The organism is Rhizobium sp. C104 (assembly GCF_022354505.1).
GTDB lineage: Bacteria > Pseudomonadota > Alphaproteobacteria > Rhizobiales > Rhizobiaceae > Rhizobium > Rhizobium redzepovicii.
The window spans coordinates 3,723,291-3,739,865 of the sequence record NZ_CP092348.1; the positions used below are offsets into that span (position 1 = coordinate 3,723,291).

Below are 16,575 nucleotides of genomic sequence, written 5' to 3' on the forward strand. Positions count from 1 at the left end.
GGGCGTCTATGCGCGGTCGGCCGGATAGGGCGTGCGGATCAGGAGCACCAGTCCGCCGGCGAGAAACAGGATCAGCGTGGCCATTCCAAGCCGCGGTGATCCGCTCATATAGGTCACCAGCGAGAAGAGCAGCGTCGCCATGAAACTCGTGGCGCGCCCCGAAAGCGCGTAGATGCCAAAGTAGCGGCCGGCCTCTTCAGGGCTGACGCTGCGGGCGAGATAGGAGCGCGACGAGGCCTGCACCGGCCCGAAGGCGAACCCGATCAGCAGGCCGTAGAGGATATAGGCTTTTTCCGCCGCAGTGCCGAAGAGGCCGCCGGAATCCGCCGTCGGCAGCGGCAGCAGGCCAAACAGGGTGTAACCCGGTCCTGTCGAAATGATGCCGATCGTGGCGAGAAGCAGCATGGTCAGGCTGATGACGACCGTCACCTTCGAACCGACACCCTTGTCGATGCGGCCGGCGATCAGGCAACCGAAGATCGCGACGACATTGAGGATGATGCCGTAGATGCCGATCTCGATCGTTGCCCAGCCGAACATGCCGGCGGCGAAGATACCGCCGAGGATCAGCAGGCCGTTGACCCCGTCCTGATAGATCATCCGGGCGATGAGAAATCTCAGTATGCCGCGGCGTTCCTTGAGTTCGCCAAGCGTGTTTTTCACTTCCCGCAGGCCGGCGCGGACGGCGGGGCCGAACGGAAGACCTCTGCCGACATCCGGCGTGAAGAAGAACATCGGCAGGATGAAGATCAGATACCAGACGGCCGAAATCGGCCCGGTGATGCGTGCATCCTCTCCGGTCCGAGGATCGAGACCGAAGAGCGGCTCGAGGCCGAGGATGGTCTTGCCGCTCTCCGGGCTCGCCGCCAGAAGCGTCACGACGGCAATGAGCACGATGATGCCGCCAAGATAACCGAGCCCCCAGGCTGTGTTGGACAGCTTGCCGACCTCGTGTTTGGCGACCAGGCGCGGCATCATCGAATCGTTAAAGACGATCGAAAACTCAGCCGAAATCGAGGCGAGGATCATGAAAATGACCGGATAAAGAACAGGCGAGCCGGGGGCTGCGAACCACAGGCAGAAAAGGCTCGCGATCTTGATGACCGCGAAAAAGCCGATCCAGGGCTTGCGTGCGCCGGACTGGTCGGCGATCGAGCCGAGGATGGGCGAGAGCAGGGCGATGATCACCGAGGAGATCGTCGCCATGTTGCTCCACGTCGTCTGCGCGGAAACCGGGTCATCGGTCAGACGGGAGACGAAATAGGGACCGAAGATGAAGGTGGTGACCACGGTAAAGAAGGGCTGGGCTGCCCAATCGAAGAACATCCACCCCCAGATGCCCTTCTCCGTGGCTTTCGGCGGCTGCGTTCCTGTCCAGTCGATGCGATTCAACATCCGCTCCTTTTCCGCGGACTGTCTCACCTCGCCCGGTCGCGCGCAAGATCGGTCAGGATACCTGCAGCAACGGTAATACGCGCAAGATTGGGATCGCCGCCGTCGCTGAGGCTCGATAGCTCTTCGACGATCCGGTTGATGCGGATGCGATCCTGGGCATGCCAGGCCTGAACCGGGAGCTTTTCCTTGCCGTGATCGGACAGCGCCGAGATGACGATGTCGCGTCTTGCGCTGGCGATCTGGTCGATGCTGCGGGCAAGCGCCAGGTTCTCGTAATGGTCGGAGGTGAGGATCCGCCCACCCGCCGCCAGCAGCCGGGCAATCCGGAAGGTCTGGGATACTGCGAAGTAGTTTTCAGCGGCGCGCACCAGGGGCTCGCCGGTGCGCTCGGCGATCTGCATGATCTCAGGCACGAGCGCGAAGGTCTGGAGGTTGGCGATCTCGGCTGCGAGCTTTTCGGGCACGCCCGCCTGGGTATATTCGGCTTGGCGCGCCGCGGCATCGCCGGCCGATTGTTCGGCAAAGGCGGGCTTCAGTTTCTTCAGAGCGGCCTGCAGCCGGCTAATCACTTCGGCCATATCCGACTTGGTCATCGCGGTCTTCAACAGCAGGCGCGTCAATACGGTAAAGCTATGGCTGATTTCCTCGTAGATACGGTTCTGCATTTCGCCGGATATCCGGCCGTCGAGCGCATCCGTTTCGGCCCAGAGCCGGGTCAGGTCGAAACCATCGCGCGCAACGATTGCCGCGCGCACCACTTCCGGTGCCGAAGCCGCCGTCGCATCCATCATGGCAACGGTGAAGCTCGGCCCGCCGCGGTTGATCGCTTCGTTGGCAAGCACCGTCGCGACAATTTCGCGCTTCAGGCGATGACCGGCGATATCGCCGGCGTTCGACTTCTGCATCTTGACGGGGAAATAATTCAAAAGCGTCGCGGTAAAATAGGGGTCATCCGGCAGATCGCTGGCGGCCAGCGCATCGAAGAGCACGATCTTGGCATAGGATACCAGCACGCCGATTTCCGGTCGCGTCAGCGGCTTGCCGGCGGTATAGCGTTCGGCCAGCGTCTGTTCGTCCGGCAGCGTCTCGACCTTCCGGTTCAACTGGCCGGCCGCCTCGAGCACGCTCATGAAACGGCCAAGCTCCAGGCCGTTTGCCGTGCCCTTGCGTTCCGTCAATGAAATTGCCAGCGACTGCAGGTAGTTGTTGCGCAGCACCAGGCTCGCCACTTCGCTGGTCATCGAAGACAGAAGCTGGTCGCGTTTTGCCCGAGTCAGGCGCCCGTCATGCATGGCGGCCGCCAGTGCGATCTTAATGTTGACCTCAACGTCCGAGGTGTTGACGCCGGCCGAATTGTCGATGGCGTCGGAGTTGCAGCGTCCGCCCTTGAGACCGTAGGCGATGCGGCCCTTCTGGGTGACACCGAGGTTTGCGCCCTCGCCGATCACCTTGGCGCGCACCTCAACCGCGGTGACGCGGATCGGGTCGTTGGCGCGGTCGCCGACTTCGGCATCGGTTTCGGACGGGGCTTTCACATAGGTGCCGATGCCGCCGAACCAGAGCAGGTCTACCGGGCTCTTCAGGATCGCCGTGATGATTTCGAAGGGCGTGGCCACGGCCTTGTCGATGCCGATGGCGGCCACCGCTTCCGGTGTCAGCGTGACCGATTTCGTCGCGCGGGAGATGATCATCGCACCCTTGGAGAGCACGCTTTTGTTGAAATCCTGCCAGCTTGACCGCGGCAGGTCGAAGAGCCGCTGGCGTTCGGCGAGTGTCTTTTCCATATCGGGATCAGGATCGATGACGATATCGCGGTGGTCGAAGGCGGCTATCAGCCGGATCTTCGGAGAGAGCAGCATGCCGTTGCCGAAAACGTCGCCCGACATGTCGCCGACGCCGGCGACCGTGAAGGGCGTCGTCTGGATGTCGATGTCCATTTCACGGAAATGGCGTTTGACGGTTTCCCAGGCGCCGCGGGCGGTGATGCCCATCTTCTTGTGGTCGTAACCGGCCGAGCCGCCGGAGGCGAAGGCATCGTCCAGCCAGAAGCCGGCTTCCTGCGCCAGCGCATTGGCGGTGTCTGAGAAGGTCGCGGTGCCCTTGTCGGCGGCGACCACGAAATAGGGGTCGTCGCCGTCGAGCCTGACCGTATCCTTCGGCGGCACGATCTCGGCGCCCGATATATTGTCGGTGATCGACAGCAGCGTGCGGATATAGGTCTTGTAAGCCTCGCGGCCGGCGTTGAAGATCTCGTCGCGGCTGCCGCCGACGGGGAGCTTCTTCGGATAGAAACCGCCCTTGGCGCCGACCGGCACAATGACCGCGTTCTTCACCTGCTGGGCCTTGACGAGACCGAGCACTTCGGTGCGGTAATCCTCGGCGCGGTCCGACCAGCGCAGGCCACCGCGTGCCACCTTGCCGAAGCGCAGGTGCACGCCTTCGACTTCGACGCCGTAGACGAACATCTCGCGGAAGGGTTTGGGCTGCGGCAGCCCGTCGACCAAGTGCGGATCAAGCTTGAAGGCCAGCATCGGCTTCGGCGATCCATCGGCATTCTTTTGGAAATAATTGGTGCGAAGCGTCGCATCGACGATATTGACGTAGCGGCGCAGGATACGGTCGTCGTCAAGGCTCGGCACGTCGGCAAGCTCGACTTCGATCGCCTGATGCAGGTCGGCAAGCTTCTTGACACGGGCCTTTTCGGAAAGCCGGGTATCGAGCGTGTCGTGGAAGAGCCGGAAGATGGCGGCGGCGACACCGGGATATTTGTCGAGCGTGGTGGCGATATAATCCTGCGAATAGGCGATGCCCGCCTGGCGGAGATAACGCGCATAGGCGCGCAGCACGTTCGTCTCGCGCGCCGAGAGCCCGGCCGAGAGGATCAGCCGGTTGAAGCTGTCATTGTCGATCGTGCCGGCGAAGGCGGCGACAAAAGCTTCCTCGAGGGCGGAGCCGTAACGCTGCAGATCGATGTCGCCGCCGTTGCGGGCCTCGAGTTCCATATCGTGCAGCACGACGAGTTTCGTTTCTCCGTCTGTCGCCGGTACATCGATGTCGAAGGTGCGTTCGCTGACGACATTGAAGCCGAGATTCTCAAGCAGCGGCACGCGGCGCGACAGCGCCAGCTGGCCGCCGGCGTGGAAAATCTTCAGCGAGAGGGTGCGGCTCTGCTCTTCCTGACGATGGTAGAATTCGATGCGAAGTGGCTCGCCGGCGGCGCAGGCAACGATATCGGCGAGATCGGCCACGGTTTCTTCAGGCGTGAAGGAATCCTGAAAGGCCTGGTCGACTGATATCTTCGGTGCCTTGGGTCCGGCCAGCGCCTCGAAACGGTCATCCCAGCGGGCGGTGATCTCGCGGATCACCTGCTCGAGCTTTGACTGCGGAATGCGCGGTGTTTTGCCGCCGGAGCGGCCGATGATGAAATGCACGCGCGCCACGCCGCCTTCCGGGAAAGCCGGGTAATAGGCGGAGACACGACCGTCATAGACGGTCTTCAGATAGGTGCCGATCCTTTCGCGGACGATCGAGTCATATTCCTCGCGCGGCACGTAGACGATCACCGAGACGAAGCGGTCGAAATGGTCGATGCGCGGCAGGACGCGCACGCGCGGCCGGTCGGCGAGGTCGTTGATCTGTTCGGCAAAACTGGCAAGCAGCGTGGTGTCGATCTGGAAAAGGTCGTCGCGCGGATAGGATTCCAGCGTGTTGTCGAGCATGCGGCCGGAATGGCTCATCGGGTCGAAGCCGAAATGTTCCTTCACCTTCTCGATCTTGGAACGCAGCAGCGGGATTTCCGAGGCGAGCGACGTATAGGCCGTCGAGGTGAAAAGCCCGACGATGCGCAGCTCGCCGGTGACGTTGCCGTCGGCGTCGAAGCGTTTGACGCCGACATAATCCATATAGGCCCGGCGATGGACGATGGATTTCACATTCGCCTTCGTGACGATCAGGAAGTCGGGACCGTCGAGGAAAGCAAGGATCTCAGGCGTCGTCGTCACGGCATCCTTGCCGGTGCGCAGCACGAGCACATCGGGATTGGAGAGAATGCCGAGGCCGGTACCCTTGTCGCGTTCGACCCTGGCGTCGGAACCCTTGCCGGAATAGACATATTCGCGCATCCCGAGGAACGTGAAATTCTCGTCGCGAAGCCATGTCAGGAAGGCGACGGCTTCATCGCGATCAGCCTTCTTCCGGCTGGCGCCATTGGCTGAAAGCTCGGCGATCACCCCATCGATCTTGGAGAGCATCGGCTTCCAGTCGGACACCGACAGGCGGACCTGCTCGAGCACGGTTTCGATGCGTTTGACGAGATCAGAGGCTTGGTCGGAGTTGAGCGGCGCAATATGGAGCTGGATATGGCTGACGCGGTTGGCCGGGTCGCTCGGGTGATCGGCGGAATAGAGCGCAGGCGCCTTACCTTTCTCCATGACCAGGATGGGGTGCACGGCCATGAACAGATCGCGATAGGTGCTCGTCACTTCACCCATGACCGATTCAAACAGGAAAGGCATGTTCCGATCAGTGACCGAAAGCACCGAAACGGCAATGCCACCGGGCGTCACATCGGCGATGGTGTCGATGCCGACGCGGGGCGCCTTGCCGTTCCAGGCGGCGAGTTCCTTTGCCGAATGCACGGCGGAGAGCGCCAGCATCTCAGGCGTATAGAGTTCGAGATCGTCATTGCTGGCCCGTCCGAAGAGAATTTCCGGATCGAGATGCGCTTCGCCCGTCGCCTTGGCGATCTTGCGCGCGCTTTCGATCTGCTTTTCCCGTTTCGGATTGTTTCTGGCAGCCATGAATCGCCTCCCGCAATGGACTGGTTTTCTGCAAGCTAGCAGAAGATTTCGCGAAAAAATCTCTAAAATGCGGCCTTGAGGGATCGTATTGATGCTTTTTTGACGCTGGAAATGGGAAATTGTCAGAGATTTTTCCGATTTCATGGCCAAAACGAACGGAAGGATCCTCTTTTTGTTTTTCGTTCCGCGGCACATTTCCATGTTCACGTGAAGAACGGTTGACAGCGTGGCGTCAAAAAGATCATCAAACGCGGTCATCATTCGGATCTTGTCTCATGTCGGAAAATGCAGCGGGCGCAGTCATCGTCATCTCCAGCCATGTGGTGCGCGGCTCGGTCGGAAACCGGGCGGCCGTCTTTGCCCTGGAGACGCTTGGTCATCCGGTCTGGGCGATGCCGACCATCGTGTTGCCCTGGCATCCCGGCCACGGCCGCTCGACGCGGCTTACATTTGCGGAAGCGGATTTCGACGCGGCGATCGACGATCTGATCCGGGCGCCCTGGATCGGCGAAGTCAAGGCGGTGCTTTCGGGCTATTTCGGCAATGCCGCCCAGGCGCGCTCCGTGGCTCGGCTGATCGCCGCGCTCAGGCAAGATAATCCCGAGCTTCTCTATGTCTGCGACCCCGTCATGGGTGATCTCGGCGGTCTCTACGTGCCGGAGGCGACCGCCGAGGCCATTCGCGACCATCTGATCCCACTCGCGTCGCTGGCGACGCCGAACCGCTACGAACTTGCATGGCTGTCCGGGGCAGCACTTGACGACAACAGCGCGATCATGGAGGCGGCGCTGGCGCTCGGGCCGTCGCGCATGCTCGTCACCTCGGCCGTGCCGATGATGGCAGGGGGTACCGGCAATCTCTATCTTTCCGGCCGTCACGCGCTTCTTGCCGAGCACCGCGTCGTCGAAAACCCGCCGAACGGTCTCGGCGACCTGCTGGCTGCCGTCTTCCTGTCGCGCCTGCTTTCCGGTCTCGAGGACGAAAAGGCGCTTCAGCTTGCCACAGCAAGCGTCTTCGAGGTGCTGGCACGCGCCGTCAAGCGCGGCAGCAACGAGTTGATGCTGGCGAGCGATGCGTCCAGCCTCTCGACGCCGATGGCCATGGTGCAGATGCGCCGGCTCGTGCACCCGGCGCAGCGGCGGAAAAAATGACGCATCCGTCAATGTACTCATTTTGCAGTGCAGCAGTTGATCTTGTCTTCCGCGCGCGCTAATCCAGAAGCATGCAGCGTTTTCCAAATTCCCTTCTGGACGGTTACCGCAACTTCATGAACGGGCGTTATGCCGATGCCCGCGACAGGTATCGACTGCTTGCCGAAAACGGTCAGAGTCCGAGCACGCTGGTCATTGCCTGTTCGGATTCACGTGCCGCACCGGAGCTGATCTTCGATGCCGGCCCGGGTGAGCTCTTCGTTATCCGCAACGTCGCCAACATGGTGCCGCCCTACGAGCCGGACGGCCATTTCCATTCGACGTCGGCCGCGCTCGAATTTGCGGTGCAGGCGCTGAAGGTCTCGGATATCGTCGTGATGGGCCACGGCCGCTGCGGCGGCATCCGCGCCGCGCTCGATCCCAATGCCGAGCCGCTGTCGCCGGGCGATTTTATCGGCCGCTGGATGTCGCTGGTCAAGCCCGCTGCCGAGCAGATCCAGAGTAATGACGTGATGACGGCCGCAGAGCGGCAGACGGCGCTGGAGCGTGTCTCGATCCGCAATTCGATCGAAAATCTCAGAAGCTTTCCCGACATCAAGGCACTCGAGGAAGCGGGAAAAATGCATCTCCATGGCGCGTGGTTCGATATTTCGACCGGCGAACTCTGGGTGATGGACGCCGAGACACGTGACTTCATTCGTCCCCAAATCTAGGGATCTGCCGCTTTATCAGTTTATTAAGAATTGCTGCTAAGATTGGCGTCAATTGGTCGCGCACGACCGACGTTTTGAGTACCGTGGCGATTGGCGATGAAGTTCGAGACCATCAAAAGGGTTATCCTGGCCGCCATCATGCTGCCCTTCGTCTTCATGCTCATTGAAGGCGTCGTCGTCATACGGGCTTCAGTCAACCAATACAGGGATCTCGAGAAAGACCGGCAGTTCGCCGACGTTCTTGCCCGTGGCGGGTCGATCGCCGCCACGGAGATCCTGAGCGAAATCGGTGCCACTCGCATTTATCTCGCGCATCCGAGCAGCAAAACTGCCGCTGATATGCAGAAAAGCCGGGCAACGCTCGATGACGAGCGCCTTGCCTTCTATGCCAGCCTGCCTTCCCGCGATACGCTCGATGAAGGGCTTGCGGAAGAATTGTCGATTCTCAGCCTTGCCTACAGCCGCATCGTCGCCGCGCGCGGCGCCGTCGACCAGGGCCGTTATGTCGGCAGCGATCCCGGGTCGATCTACTGGTACGCAGCTCTCAAGCAGCTTGCCGTCGTCGATGCGCTTTCACCCTTGATCAGCGACCCGGTGCTGCTGGAGAAATCCAACCAGCTGATGGGCATCATGCTGACCTATTATGGGGAGAGGCTGATCACCGGCATTGGCAGCCGTTACCTTGACCAGGGCGTGTCCGCCAGATTTCCGGTGGAGCTGTTCGTGCAGGGCAAGGTCATGATCGGCGAGGGCATGGATCACATGGTCTTCCATTCGGCGGCGCCGATCGTACGCGACATTGTTGCCTATCTCGGTCGCCGCGACCAGGTGAAGGCGAATGCGATCACCGACGCCATTCTCGCCGGATCGCGGCCGACGCCTGAGGTGCGCGACGTCTGGGCGGCTGCGCAGAGCGAACGCATGACTTTCCTGCAACAGAAAATGATCGAGGCGGCGAGAGATATTCACGAGACCGGCGAAAACTTTTCGACGCGTTCGCATATACACCAGACGCGGATCCTGGCGCTGTGCGCCGGCTTGCTCATCCTCGCGACCTTGGTGATGATGCTGGCGGCAAGGGGTCTGCGCCTGATCGATCGGCTGACGCGGGACCGGGAGACGCTGGTCGGCGAGTTGCGCAACGCGGCCCAGACCGATCTCCTGACCGGCCTTTACAACAGGCGCGGCTTCGAGTTTGCCGCATCGGCGCTTCTCACGCAGGCCGAGCACGGATCACGCTGGATTTCCGTCGTGCTCTTCGACCTCGATCATTTCAAGAAGATCAACGATATCAACGGCCATGACGCTGGCGATGCCGTGCTCCGGCATGTCGCGGGCGTCGCGCGCGCGAATTTCCGTTCCTTCGATCTGCTGGTCCGTCATGGCGGCGAGGAGTTCCTGGCGCTCCTGCCGGATTCGACGCCCGACGATGCGGCAATCGTTGCCGAGCGCGTGCGGCTGGCGATCGAGGCGGCGGAAATCCCCTTGGAGAGTGGCGAGGTTCTCAGGGTGACGGCAAGTTTCGGATGTGCCGGCCGGGCAAATGAAGCCGCCAACCGGAACTTCGAGGATCTGGTCAAACGCGCCGATCTCTCGCTCTACGCCGCCAAGGCCTCCGGCCGCAATTGTGTCGTTTCGGGGCCAATCGTCCCGGCGCAGGAGGAGCGCCGCAAGACGGCCTCCGGCGGCGGCTTTGATTCCCGCATATAAAAAACGCCGCATGTCCCAGCGGCGTTTTCGGGTATCGTTGTCGAAGAAGACCTATTTGCCGTCGATCTGCTGGCCGATATAAGCGATTGCCTGCTGATAGACGCTGGCGGCGTTCCAGCCCTGGATGGCGACGAAATTCGGCTCTCCGGGCTGATAGCCGGCGCCGGCGCGCCAGCCATGGCCCTTGAGGAAATTCGCCGTCGAGGCCAGTGCATCGGCACGCGAACCGACCATGTCAACTCGGCCATCGCCATCGCCGTCGGCGCCGAAGCGCACGACATTGCGCGGCAGAAACTGCGTCTGGCCGATTTCACCGTGGGCAGCACCCTTGGCCTGCGGGCTCAGATAACCCTCGGAGACGAGCTGGAGCGCGGCATAGAGCTGGTCGGTGAAATAGTCCGAACGGCGGCAGTCATAGGCGAGCGTCGAAACGGCCGACAGCGTGTGCTGGTTGCCCATATAGCTGCCAAAACCGGTCTCCATGCCCCAGATGGCGATTAGCGGGCCGGCCGGAACGCCGAAACGGCGCTCGATCGAGGCAAAAAGCGCCTGGTTGGCGGCTTTCATGCTGCGGCCGCGGGAGATGACGGCGGCACCGCCGCGCTTCTGCATGAAGGCGTCGAAGGAGAGTTTGAAGCTCTTCTGGCCGCGGTCGGCGGCGATCGTCGGTTTGTTGTAATTGACGTTGGCAAAGGCGCGGCTCAGAACCGCCTGGCTGACGCCATTGGCTGCTGCCGTCTGCTTGAAATCGGCAACCCAGGCCTCGAAGCCGGCGCTGGTATTGCCGCATTGCGGTCCTTGCGCGAACGCCGGTACCGCATGGAGGACGCCCATTGCCGCAGCGGCCGCCAGAAACAACTTTTTCATGCGCATTGAGAAACCCCGCTCTCGATCTGCATAGTTTTCAGGCGGGCAAGAGAATGCCAGCCACTCACGATTTTGTCACGATCACCTTTTAGCGAGCGCTTATACAGTTGATTTGCCCCGGAAAAGCCCCGCTCACCGAGCAGGGCTTTAACATCTTATGGTTTACAAATCGTATCAGGCGGCCTGCTTGCGCGGCTTGACGAGGCCGCGATTGACCAGCAGCTCGGCGATCTGAATGGCGTTCAATGCGGCGCCCTTGCGCAGGTTGTCGGAGACCACCCAGATGTTGAGGCCGTTTTCGACCGTCGCGTCCTCGCGGATGCGCGAGATGTAGGTCGCGTCCTCGCCGGCGGATTCATAAGGCGTGATGTAGCCGCCGTCCTCACGCTTGTCGATGACGAGGCAGCCTGGTGCATCGCGCAGGATATCGCGGGCCTGGTCGGCGGTGATCTCGTTTTCGAACTCGATGTTGACGGATTCCGAATGGCCGATGAAGACAGGCACGCGCACTGCCGTGCAGGTCACCTTGATCTTCGGGTCGAGCATCTTCTTAGTCTCGGCCAGCACCTTCCACTCTTCCTTGGTGTAGCCGTCTTCCATGAAGACGTCGATGTGCGGGATGACGTTGAAGGCGATACGCTTGGTGAACTTCTTGTTCTCGATCGGATCGGCGACGAAGACGGCGCGCGTCTGATTGAAGAGCTCGTCCATGCCGTCCTTGCCGGCGCCGGAGACCGATTGGTAGGTCGAGATGACGACACGCTTGATCTTGGCGAAGTCATGCAGCGGCTTCAGCGCAACCACCAGCTGGGCGGTCGAGCAATTCGGGTTGGCGATGATGTTGCGCTTGGTGAACTGGCTGATGGCGTCCGGGTTCACTTCCGGCACGATCAGCGGCACGTCGGCGTCGTAACGCCAGGCCGAGGAATTGTCGATGACGATGCAGCCCTGCTGACCGATCTTCGGCGAAAACTTCTTGGAGATTTCGCCGCCGGCCGACATCAGGCAGATATCGGTGTCGGAGAAATCGTAATTCTCCAGATTGGAAACCTTCAGCGTCCGGTCACCATAGGAAACCTCGGTGCCCTGCGAACGCGCGGAGGCGAGCGCCACGACCTCATCGGCGGGGAAGCCGCGTTCGGAGAGAATGTTGAGCATCTCCCGGCCGACATTTCCGGTTGCTCCCGCAATTGCTACTTTGAAACCCATTTCTCAAGCTCTCTTTCTCTTCTCTCCTCTTGTCCGGTGAGGGGAAAGGCGCGACGGATCGCGTCTTCCTGTCCCCAGCCGAGCCGGGGAGAGAGCGGCAGGCCAGAGACGTCAGACGGTTTTCGTCGTCGTTTTGGCCTTGGTTTTGGCAGAAACCGGAACGGCAATATCCACCCCGGCAACCCGTGCCCGGTCATTGCGGTCAGCAATGGCGTGTTCGTCGCGAACCATGGAGATTCCTTTTCCGCTGTTGCTCTTAGAAGGTTTTCCACAGGAGTCAAGGTTTTTGCGCTCGGAGCCTGCAGGCGAAAGCGGCAGCCACGACGCTGCGGCGTTTTGTCATGCCGCTGTCATCCCCGGGAGGTATCCCGGCTCGGTTATTTAATGACTGCAACGAAAACGGGGGTTTTCCATGCGTACGCTTCTTGCCGCCTTTGCGGCCACCACCATGCTTGCGGGCGCGGCTCAGGCGACAACGGTCTATCCGCTCGATCGCGCCACGATTCTTGCCGGTTCGCCGTTCGATTTCAAGGTCGAACTCAACAAGCAGGTCAAGCCCGAAGACGTGAAGATCACGGTCAACGGCCAGGACTACAAGACCGTCCTCGGCGGCGAGGCGCAGTTCGTCGAACTGGAAAAGGGCAAAGAGGATAAGGCTCTCGGTTCCGCTCTGCTGCTGCGCGGCCTGAAGATCTCCGCTCCCGGCGCCTACAAGGTCGAGGTTGCTGCCGGCGACGAAACGAAGTCCGTCACCTGGAATGTTTACGAAACCGCGGCCCAGCCGAAGGCCAAGAACATCATCTTCCTGCTCGGCGACGGTCTTTCCGTCGCGCATCGCACCGCTGCCCGCATCATGTCGAAGGGCATGACCGAGGGCAAGGCGAACGGCCGCCTGAACATGGACGATCTCGATCGCATGGCTTTCATCGGCACCTCCTCGACGAATGCCGTCTCCACGGACTCCGCCAATACCATGTCGGCCTACATGACGGGCCACAAGACCGCCGTCAACGCGCTCGGCGTCTACGCGGACCGCACCCCGGCCTCGCTCGATGACCCGCGCGTCGAAACCTTCGCGGAAGCTGTTCGCCGCACGACGAAGAAGTCGATCGGCATCGTCGCAACCGCCGAAGTCGAAGACGCGACGCCGGCTGCCGTCGTTTCCCATACCCGCAACCGCAACGACAAGGCCGATGTCGTCGGCATGCTGCTCGACGTCAAGCCGGAAGTCCTGCTCGGCGGCGGCTCGGCCTATTTCCTCGGCAAAGAGGTCGCCGGTTCCAAGCGCAAGGACAACCAGGACTACATTAAGCTGTTCCAGGATGCCGGCTACAAGCTTGCGACCGACAAGAACGAGCTCGCCGCCAATGCATCGGCCGAAGGCAATCTCCTCGGTCTCTTCCACACCGGCAATATGGACGTCACGCTCGATCGCGAGTTCCTGAAGAAGGGCACCGTCGACAAGTTCCCGAACCAGCCGGGTCTCGTCGCCATGACCAAGGTTGCGCTCGACCGCCTCTCCAAGAATCCGGACGGTTTCTTCCTGATGGTCGAGGGTTCCTCGATCGACAAGATGTCGCATCCGCTCGATTGGGATCGCGCCGTCTTCGAAACCATCAAATTCGACCAGGCCATCGGCGTTGCCCGCGAATTCCAGAAGGCCCATCCGGACACGCTGATCGTCGTCACCGGCGACCACACCCACGGTGTATCGATCATCGGCACCGTCGATGACGACAAGCCCGGCACCGAAATGCGCGAAAAGGTCGGCACCTATGCGGAAGCCGGCTTCCCGAACTACAAGGACGAAAACGGCGACGGTTACCCTGACAAGATCGACGTCAGCCGTCGCCTGTTCCTGAGCGCCAACAACGGCCCTGACCACTACGAGACCTTCCGTCCGAAGCTCGATGGTCCGTTCGTTCCGGCTGTCCAGAACGAAAAGAAGGAATATGTCGCCAACGAGCAGTACAAGGATGTTCCCGGCGCGGTCTTCGTGCAGGGCAATATTCCGAAGACCGGCGACAGCGGCGTCCATGCGGTCGACGACGTCGTCCTGCAGTCGGCCGGTCCGGGTTCTGAAGAGTTCCATGGCTATATGGAACAGAGCGACGTCTATCGCGTGCTCGCCGACACCTTCGCTCTCGGCGCCAAGCAGACGAATTGATCTGAGGCCGATCCGGCAGTCGCTTGCCGGCTTTGCCTGTTTCGTCGATCATGGTCCCGGCCGTTCAGCGGCCGGGATTTAATTCTTGGAGATCGCCATGGAAAAGCTCCCTTCGCTGCATCTCAGCCGCCGCGGCCTGATCGGCGCCATCGGCACGCTGGCTTTCGCCGCTGTTGCTCGCCCGAGTTTTGCAGCAGGTTCCGTGATCAGTTTCGATGAGCTTTATGGCAAGTTCGGCGTGCTCGGCCTTGAATTTTCCGACAAGGTGAAGCGCCTTGCCGGGCAGGAAATCAGCATGAAAGGTTTCATGGCGCCGCCCCTGAAGGCCGAGGCTCAGTTCTTTGTGCTCACCGAGATGCCGATGTCGCTCTGCCCCTTCTGCTCCTCGGATGCGGACTGGCCGGATAATATCGTCGTCGTCTATCTCGGGGAGAAACAGACCTTCGTGCAGCCGCGCCAGACGATCGAAGTGCGCGGCATGCTGGAATATGGCTCCTGGACGGACCCGGACACCGGCTTCGTCAGCCTGCTGCGGATCCGCCGGGCCGAATATTCCGCCGTCTGAACCGATATGCTCGCTCTCAATATCGAAAACCTAGATGTCACCTTCCCAGGCCTGTCCTCGTCGGCGCTGGCAATCACTAGCCTGTCGATCGATGCCGGCAGCAGGGTTGCCATTACAGGCGCGTCCGGATCCGGCAAGAGCACTTTCGTCAATATCGTTGCCGGGCTGGAACGGACGCGCCAGGGCCGCATCCGTTGGAACGGCGAGGATATTGCTGGTTTTTCCGAAAGCCGGCGCGACCGGTTCCGTGCCGCCAATATCGGCCTGGTCATGCAGGAATTTCATCTCTTTCCCGGCCTGTCGGCGCTGGAGAACGTGCTTTTACCGGCGCGGCTTGCGGGTGTCGCCACGGCTGATGTCATTGAGCGGGCGCATGCGCTTTTGAGCGCGGTCGGTCTTTCCCGCCCCGGCCAGAAGATCGAAACCATGTCGCGCGGCGAGATGCAGCGCGTGGCGATCGGCCGGGCGCTGCTGCGCAAGCCCGGCGTCATCATTGCCGACGAACCGACGGCAAGCCTCGATGCCGAAAGCGGCGAGGCTGTCGGCGATCTCATCCTCGATCTCGCCTTTGCCGAAGGCAGCACGCTGATCGTCGTTTCACACGATCAGCGCCTTGCCGGCCGCCTCGACCGGCGTATCACCTTCGGTTCCGGCCGGGTCAGCAACGATTCCGCGGCAACGGCGGGAGAGGCTATATGATCCGTTTCATCTTTTCCGATCTTCGCCGCCTCTGGGCGGGGTCGCTGGTGGTCGTGCTGCTGGTGGCGCTTGCGACCGCGCTCGGCGTTTGCGTCGTGCTGCAGGAGCGGGCGCTTCGTCTCGGCAGCGCACGCGCTGCCGACAAGTTCGATCTCGTCATCGGCGCCGGCGGCAGCGAGACGCAGCTCGTGCTGTCCTCCGTTTTCCTGCAGCCCTCGCCTTTGCCGCTGATGCCGGGCGATGTGCTGGCCAGGCTTGCCGCCGATCCCCGCGTCGACTGGGCGGCGCCGATCGGCTTCGGTGATTCCTTCTCCGGCTATCCGATCGTCGGCACGACGGTGACGTTGGCGGAGAACCTGTCTGGCGGCTTTGCCGAGGGCAGGATTTTCGCCCGCGAGGGAGAAGCGGTGATCGGCTCTGCGGTCAAGTTACCGCTCGGGGCCGAGATCAAGCCGATGCATGGCGTGGCGGAAGAAGGCGGCGAGACCCACACCGAACTCGTCTATCACGTCGCCGGCCGCTTGCGGCCGACCGGCACGGCCTGGGACCGGGCCATTCTGGTTCCGATCCAGGCCGTCTGGCATATCCATGGTCTGGGGGCGGAAGAGCATGAAGGCGAGGCTGGACACGATCATGAGCATGAAGGCGCCGGTCACGATGTACATGAGCATCACGGCGAAATCGACCCGGATGCCGTGATCGACGAGAAGTGGGCTGCGGATGCTCCCGGCCTTCCCGCCATCCTCGTCAAGCCGAAGACGATAGCCGACGCCTATAAGCTGCGGCAGGAGTATCGCAGCGGCAATACCGTCGCCGTTTTCCCCGGCGAGGTGCTGACCAATCTCTACGGCACGCTCGGCGACGCCAAACAGATCCTTGTTGCGGTCGCCGCCGGCGCGCAAGCGCTCGTCGCCGCCTCGCTGGTGCTGGTCACGGTCATCCATATCGGCCAACGCCGGCGCCAGATCGGCGCGCTGCGGGCTTTCGGCGCCCCGCGCGGCGCGATTTTCGGCATCGTCTGGCTGGAATTCTTCTTCCTGGTGGCCGTCGGCATCGGGCTCGGTTTCACGTTCGGTTACGCTGCGGCGCTGACCTTGTCTGGCATGTTCTCTCAGACGAGCGGGATCGCCATGCCGGTCGGTTTCGCCCGTGAAGACGCCGGGCTTGCGGCGGTGCTGCTCGTCTTCGCGACAATTTTGGCCGCGCTGCCGGCGGTGCTCGCCTACCGGCAATCGCCGGCGCAGGCGCTGAGAGCGTAACCAGGCCGGCTGACGACTCGGCTGCCTGCCAAGCGCGTTGC

At 61.8% G+C, this 16,575-nt stretch carries 12 protein-coding genes; 7 read left to right on the plus strand and 5 right to left on the minus strand.

The annotated features are described in order from the left end of the window. Window positions 1–6 precede the first annotated feature (6 nt). Window positions 7–1,395, minus strand: a complete 1,389-nt coding sequence (locus tag MF410_RS19550; protein ID WP_097625074.1) for an MFS transporter — start codon at window positions 1,393–1,395, stop codon at window positions 7–9. Between the two features lie 23 nt (window positions 1,396–1,418). After that, entirely contained in the window at window positions 1,419–6,194 is a 4,776-nt protein-coding gene (locus MF410_RS19555) for an NAD-glutamate dehydrogenase (protein ID WP_131710933.1), read from the minus strand. 275 nt (window positions 6,195–6,469) lie between these two features. On the opposite strand from MF410_RS19555, the gene pdxY reads away from it, so the two are divergent. From pdxY to MF410_RS19570, 3 genes are all read left to right on the plus strand, one after another. Then, window positions 6,470–7,345: a pyridoxal kinase PdxY gene (gene pdxY / locus MF410_RS19560; RefSeq protein ID WP_131710932.1), complete on the plus strand. Its 876-nt coding sequence runs from the start codon at window positions 6,470–6,472 to the stop codon at window positions 7,343–7,345. 71 nt (window positions 7,346–7,416) lie between these two features. Then, on the plus strand, window positions 7,417–8,058 hold the full coding sequence (locus tag MF410_RS19565) for a carbonic anhydrase (protein WP_097625071.1): 642 nt from the start codon (window positions 7,417–7,419) through the stop codon (window positions 8,056–8,058). Window positions 8,059–8,154: 96 nt separating this feature from the next. Beyond that, a complete protein-coding gene (locus tag MF410_RS19570; RefSeq protein ID WP_239619977.1) occupies window positions 8,155–9,768 on the plus strand; it encodes a GGDEF domain-containing protein in 1,614 nt (537 codons plus the stop codon). Window positions 9,769–9,819: 51 nt separating this feature from the next. On the opposite strand, the gene MF410_RS19575 is transcribed toward MF410_RS19570, so the two are convergent. From MF410_RS19575 to MF410_RS36795, 3 genes are all read right to left on the minus strand, one after another. After that, window positions 9,820–10,641, minus strand: a complete 822-nt coding sequence (locus MF410_RS19575; protein ID WP_097625069.1) for a lytic murein transglycosylase — start codon at window positions 10,639–10,641, stop codon at window positions 9,820–9,822. 168 nt (window positions 10,642–10,809) lie between these two features. Further along, window positions 10,810–11,844, minus strand: a complete 1,035-nt coding sequence (locus MF410_RS19580; RefSeq protein ID WP_003589565.1) for an aspartate-semialdehyde dehydrogenase — start codon at window positions 11,842–11,844, stop codon at window positions 10,810–10,812. Between the two features lie 111 nt (window positions 11,845–11,955). Beyond that, a complete protein-coding gene (locus MF410_RS36795; RefSeq protein ID WP_097625068.1) occupies window positions 11,956–12,162 on the minus strand; it encodes a hypothetical protein in 207 nt (68 codons plus the stop codon). A 94-nt stretch (window positions 12,163–12,256) separates the two neighbouring features. Here MF410_RS36795 and MF410_RS19585 point away from each other — a divergent pair, with 94 nt between their 5' ends. The 4 genes from MF410_RS19585 to MF410_RS19600 all read left to right on the plus strand — a co-directional run bounded on the left by MF410_RS19585 (window position 12,257) and on the right by MF410_RS19600 (window position 16,534). Further along, complete coding sequence (locus MF410_RS19585; protein ID WP_239619980.1) at window positions 12,257–14,011, plus strand: alkaline phosphatase; 1,755 nt, start codon at window positions 12,257–12,259, stop codon at window positions 14,009–14,011. A gap of 97 nt (window positions 14,012–14,108) precedes the next feature. Continuing rightward, window positions 14,109–14,576, plus strand: a complete 468-nt coding sequence (locus MF410_RS19590; RefSeq protein ID WP_097625066.1) for a hypothetical protein — start codon at window positions 14,109–14,111, stop codon at window positions 14,574–14,576. 6 nt (window positions 14,577–14,582) lie between these two features. Further along, window positions 14,583–15,275 carry an ABC transporter ATP-binding protein gene (locus MF410_RS19595; protein ID WP_239619982.1) on the plus strand — a complete coding sequence of 231 codons (693 nt, stop codon included), beginning with the start codon at window positions 14,583–14,585 and terminating at the stop codon, window positions 15,273–15,275. Further along, a complete protein-coding gene (locus MF410_RS19600) occupies window positions 15,272–16,534 on the plus strand; it encodes an ABC transporter permease (RefSeq protein ID WP_097625064.1) in 1,263 nt (420 codons plus the stop codon). The genes MF410_RS19595 and MF410_RS19600 overlap by 4 nt, the downstream gene beginning before the upstream one ends. The last annotated feature ends 41 nt before the right edge of the window (window positions 16,535–16,575 follow it).